General features: G+C 75.4%; 3 protein-coding genes. All 3 read left to right on the top strand.

What is annotated here, in order from left to right:
- The first annotated feature begins 151 nt into the window (after positions 1-151).
- Complete coding sequence (locus GTR00_RS14650) at positions 152-1,525, top strand: FtsW/RodA/SpoVE family cell cycle protein (RefSeq protein ID WP_166612342.1); 1,374 nt, start codon at positions 152-154, stop codon at positions 1,523-1,525.
- Positions 1,522-2,976 (top strand): peptidoglycan D,D-transpeptidase FtsI family protein, encoded by a 1,455-nt coding sequence (locus tag GTR00_RS14645; protein WP_166612341.1) that lies wholly within the window; start codon positions 1,522-1,524, stop codon positions 2,974-2,976. Before GTR00_RS14650 ends, GTR00_RS14645 begins: the two co-directional genes overlap by 4 nt.
- A gap of 66 nt (positions 2,977-3,042) precedes the next feature.
- The coding region (gene pknB / locus GTR00_RS14640; protein ID WP_166612340.1) for a Stk1 family PASTA domain-containing Ser/Thr kinase at positions 3,043-4,877 on the top strand (1,835 nt) is incomplete at its 3' end.

Below are 4,877 nucleotides of genomic sequence, written 5' to 3'. Positions count from 1 at the left end.
CCGGCGGGCCGACCACGGCGCCGCCGGTCCCCGGCGCGACCACGGGCGCCGTCACGGGCGCGGGCACGACGGTGGCGGCCGCCACGACCACCACACCGGGCGCCACCCCCACCCGGGACGCGCCCGCCGAGGACTGCGGAGGGGTCGGCTGATGGCCACCGTGCTGCCCGTGTACCCCACCACGCGCCGCAACGTCGAGCTCGTGCTCGTCGTGGGCGCCGTGCTCATCGCGTGCGGCGCGTGGGCCGTGGTGGGCCTGACCGGCGAGGGCGCCCTGCCGGCGGGCCTGCTGCTGCACGGCGGCGGCCTGGGCGCGCTGGCGGTGGTGCTGCACCTGCTGCTGCGCTGGCGCGCCCCCCACGCGGACCCCGTGCTGCTGCCGGTGGCCACGCTGCTCAACGGCCTGGGCCTGGTGATGATCCACCGCCTGGACCTCGCCGAGGAGACCGCCGCCGCCTCCCGGCAGTTCGTGTGGTCCGCCCTGGGCGTGGCCGCCGCCGCCGTCGTCGTCGTCGGGCTGCGCGACCACCGCATCCTGCGCCGGTACACCTTCACCGCGATGGTCGCCGGCCTGGTGCTGCTCGTGCTGCCGCTGGTGCCCGGCCTGGGCCGGGAGATCAACGGCGCGCGCATCTGGGTCGGCGTCGGGCCGCTGTCCTTCCAGCCCGGCGAGATCGCCAAGATCGCGCTGGCGGTGTTCTTCGCCGGCTACCTCGTCGTGCACCGCGACGCGCTGTCGCTGACCGGCCCCAAGCTGCTGTTCCTGCGGCTGCCGCGCGCCCGCGACCTCGGCCCGATCCTGCTGGCCTGGGCCGCCAGCGTCGGGGTGCTGGTGCTCCAGCGCGACCTGGGCACCTCGCTGCTGTTCTTCGGGCTGTTCGTGGCCGTGCTGTACGTGTCCACCGAGCGGGTCAGCTGGATCGTCATCGGCCTGGCGCTGTTCGCCGCCGGGGCGGTGTTCGCCGCCACGACCATGTCGCACGTGCGCAGCCGCGTGGACATCTGGCTGCACCCCTTCGAGGCGGAGAACGCCGACCGCGCCTACCAGCTGCTGCAGGGCCTGTACGGCATGGCCAACGGCGGGCTGCTGGGCACCGGCCTGGACCGCGGGCGCCCCGACATCGTGCCGTTCGCCAACTCCGACTTCGTGTACGCCTCCTTCGGCGAGGAGCTGGGCCTGGTGGGGCTGTTCGCGGTGCTGCTGCTGTACGGCGTGCTCGTCGAGCGGGGCCTGCGCACCGCGATCGGCGTGCGCGACGGCTTCGGCAAGCTGCTCGCCGCCGGCCTGGCGTTCTCGGTGGCGCTGCAGGTGTTCGTCGTCGTCGGCGGCGTCACCCGCGTCATCCCGCTGACCGGGCTGACCACGCCGTTCCTCGCCGCCGGCGGCTCCTCGCTGGTGTCCAACTGGATCGTCGTGGCGCTGCTGCTGCGGGTCTCGGACCTGGCCCGCCGGCCCGCGCCGGAGGTCCGCAACGGCCCCGAGACCGGCGACACCGGCGTCACCCAGGCGGTGAGGCTGCCGTGAACCGCCCGCTGCGCAGGCTCTCCGCCGTCGTCGCCTTCCTGTTCTTCGCGCTGTTCGCCTCCACGACCTGGATCCAGTTCGTGCGCGCCGGCGACCTCAACGCCATGCCCGGCAACAGCCGCCAGCTCTACGCGGAGTTCGGCCGCGAGCGCGGCGCGATCCTCGTGGGCGCCGGGCAGGCCATCGCCACCAGCGCCCCGGTGGACGACGCCTACCGGTACCAGCGCCAGTACGCCGCCGGGGAGCTGTACGCCCCGGCGACCGGCTACTACTCCATCCGCTACGGCACCTCCGGCGTGGAGCGCACCGAGAACGACGTGCTCTCCGGCACCGCCGACGAGCTGTTCTACCGGCGCCTGTCCAGCCTGCTCACCGGGGAGGAGCCCAAGGGCGCCTCGGTGACGCTGACGATCCGCCCCGAGGTGCAGCAGGCCGCCTGGGACGCCCTCGACGGGCGCAAGGGCGCCGTCGTGGCCCTGGACCCGGCCACCGGCGACGTGCTCGCGATGGTCTCCGCGCCCAGCTACGACCCGAACGCGCTGGCCACCCACGACGGCGCGGCCGCCGGTCAGGCGTGGGAGCAGCTCACCGGCGACGAGGACGACCCCCTGATCAACCGCACCACCGGCGCGCTGTACCCGCCCGGCTCGACGTTCAAGCTGATCACCGCCGCGGCGGCCCTGGAGAGCGGGGACTACACCGCCGACACCCTGCTGGCCGGCCCGCAGGAGCTGGACCTGCCGCAGACCAGCAACACCCTCAGCAACGACGAGGGCACCGCCTGCGGGCCGGGCGACAGGGTCAGCCTGCGCGACGCGCTGCGCATCTCCTGCAACACCGCCTTCGGCCAGCTCGGCCTGGACCTGGGCGCCGACGCCCTGGACGCGCAGGCGAAGGCGTTCGGCTTCGAGCAGCCGGTGTCGATCCCGCTGGCCGTCACGCAGAGCACCTACCCGGAGGGCTCCACCGGGCCGCTGCTGGCGTACTCCGCGATCGGGCAGGGCGACGACAAGGCCACCCCGCTGCAGGTGGCGATGATCTCCGCGGCCATCGCCAACGACGGGGTCGTCATGCGGCCCAACCTCGTGGCCAGCGTGCGCGACGACGTGTCCCTCGACGTCGTCGAGGAACCCTCGCCGCAGGAGCTGGGCCGCGCGGTCAGCTCGCAGACCGCCGCCACGCTGCAGGACATGATGCGGGCGGTCGTGGACTCCGGCACCGGCACCCGCGCGCGCATCGACGGCGTGGACGTCGGCGGCAAGACCGGCACCGCCCAGCGCGGGGAGGGCCAGACGCCCTACGCCTGGTTCACCTCCTGGGCGGAGCGCGGCGAGCAGCAGGTGGCCGTGGCCGTCGTGATCGAGGACGGCGGGTCGGTGGACAGCGCCTACGGCGGGCGGCTGTCCGCGCCGGTGGCCAAGCGGGTCATGGAGGCGGCGCTCGGTGGCTGAGGCACGTGCAGGCACCGCGGGCGCAGGCGCCGCGGTGGGCCAGGGACGACGGGGACGGGGAACGCAGTGACGACGGACGCATCGACCAGCGGCGGGGGCCAGGCGTCGCCGCGCCTGCTCGGCGGGCGCTACGAGGTCGGCGCCCTGCTCGGGCGCGGCGGCATGGCGGAGGTCCACGTCGCCCGCGACACCAGGCTGGGGCGGGTGGTGGCGGTGAAGCTGCTGCGCTCGGACCTGGCGCGCGACCCCTCCTTCCAGGCGCGCTTCCGCCGGGAGGCGCAGGCCGCCGCCGGGCTGAACCACCCCTCGATCGTGGCGGTGTACGACACCGGCGCCGACCAGGTCGTCGAGCACGGCGGGGCGCGCGTGGACCTGCCGTGGATCGTCATGGAGTACGTGGAGGGGCGCACGCTGCGCGACGTGCTGCGCACCGACCACCCGCTGGCGATCACCGAGGCCCTCTCGATCACCGAGGGCGTGCTGGGGGCGCTGGAGTACAGCCACTCCAAGGGCATCGTGCACCGCGACATCAAGCCCGCCAACGTGATGATCACGCCGGCGGGCGAGGTGAAGGTGATGGACTTCGGCATCGCCCGGGCCGTCAGCGACTCCTCCGCGACCCTCACCCAGACGTCCGCCGTGATGGGCACCGCGCAGTACCTCTCGCCCGAGCAGGCGCGCGGGGAGACCGTCGACTCCCGCAGCGACCTGTACTCCACCGGCTGCCTGCTGTACGAGATCCTCACCGGCCGCCCGCCGTTCACCGGCGACGCGCCCGTCGCGGTGGCCTACCAGCACGTCTCGGAGCAGCCGAAGCCGCCCAGCGAGCTGGTGCCGAACATCCCGCCCGCCGTGGACCAGGTCGTGCTCATGGCGCTGAGCAAGGACCGCGAGCACCGCTACCAGAGCGCCTCCGACTTCGCCGACGACCTGCGCCGGGCCGTGGAGGGCCGCCCGCTGCGCGGGGCGAGCTTCGCGCCGACCACCGCGGTGCCCACCGCCGGGGCCACGACGGCGCTGCCGGCCACCGGTGCGCCCACCGCCGCCACCCGCGCGGTGCCGCCGGTGGCCGGCGCCGCCGGGATCGTCGGCGGCACCGGCACGCTGCCGCGCGTGGACGACCCCGACGCGGCGCCGCCGGAGGAGGAGCGCCGCAAGCGCTGGCCGTGGGTGCTGCTCGTCCTCGTCCTGCTCGGCGGGATCGGCGCCGCCGCCTACGCCCTGCTGGACCTCGGCGGCGGGGGCGGCGGCTCGGACCCGACGACGAGCGCCACGCCCACGGCGGCGCCGGTGCCGCAGGTGGTGGGCCTGCCGCAGGGGCAGGCCGAGCAGCTCGTGCGCGACGCCGGCCTGGAGCCGGTGGTGCAGCAGGCGCCCAGCGCCGACGTGCCCGCCGGGAACGTGATCAGCGCCGACCCGGCGGTCGGGGAGCGGGTGGCCCTGCGCGGCACGGTGACGCTGACGGTCTCCACCGGCCCCGAGCAGGTGACGGTGCCCGACGTGTCCGGCTCCAGCCAGGACGACGCGCGCGCCGCGCTGCGCTCGGCGGGCCTGGAGATCGGCTCGGTGGAGTCCACCGACGAGGACCCCGGCGCCGAGCGCGGCACCGTGGTGCGCACCGACCCGGAGGCGCGCGCGAGCGTGGCGCGCGGCACCGAGGTGGCGATCTACGTCGCCAGCGGGCAGGTCACCGTCCCGGACGTGACCGGGCGGAGCCTGGACGACGCGCAGGCCGCGCTCAACGACCTGGGGCTGAACGTCAACGCCTCCGAGGGCTCGGCCGGCTCCGGCGAGCCGGGCACCGTGGTCAGCCAGAGCCTGCCCGCCGAGAGCACCGTGGACGTGGGCACGTCCATCAGCCTGGTCGTGGCGCCGGAGGAGACCACCCCCTCGCCCACGCC

Source organism: Kineococcus indalonis, assembly GCF_009906395.1.
In the GTDB taxonomy this organism is placed as follows: domain Bacteria; phylum Actinomycetota; class Actinomycetes; order Actinomycetales; family Kineococcaceae; genus Kineococcus; species Kineococcus indalonis.
Note: the sequence above shows the minus strand (reverse complement) of the source record. Positions and strands in the feature narration are given on the sequence as shown.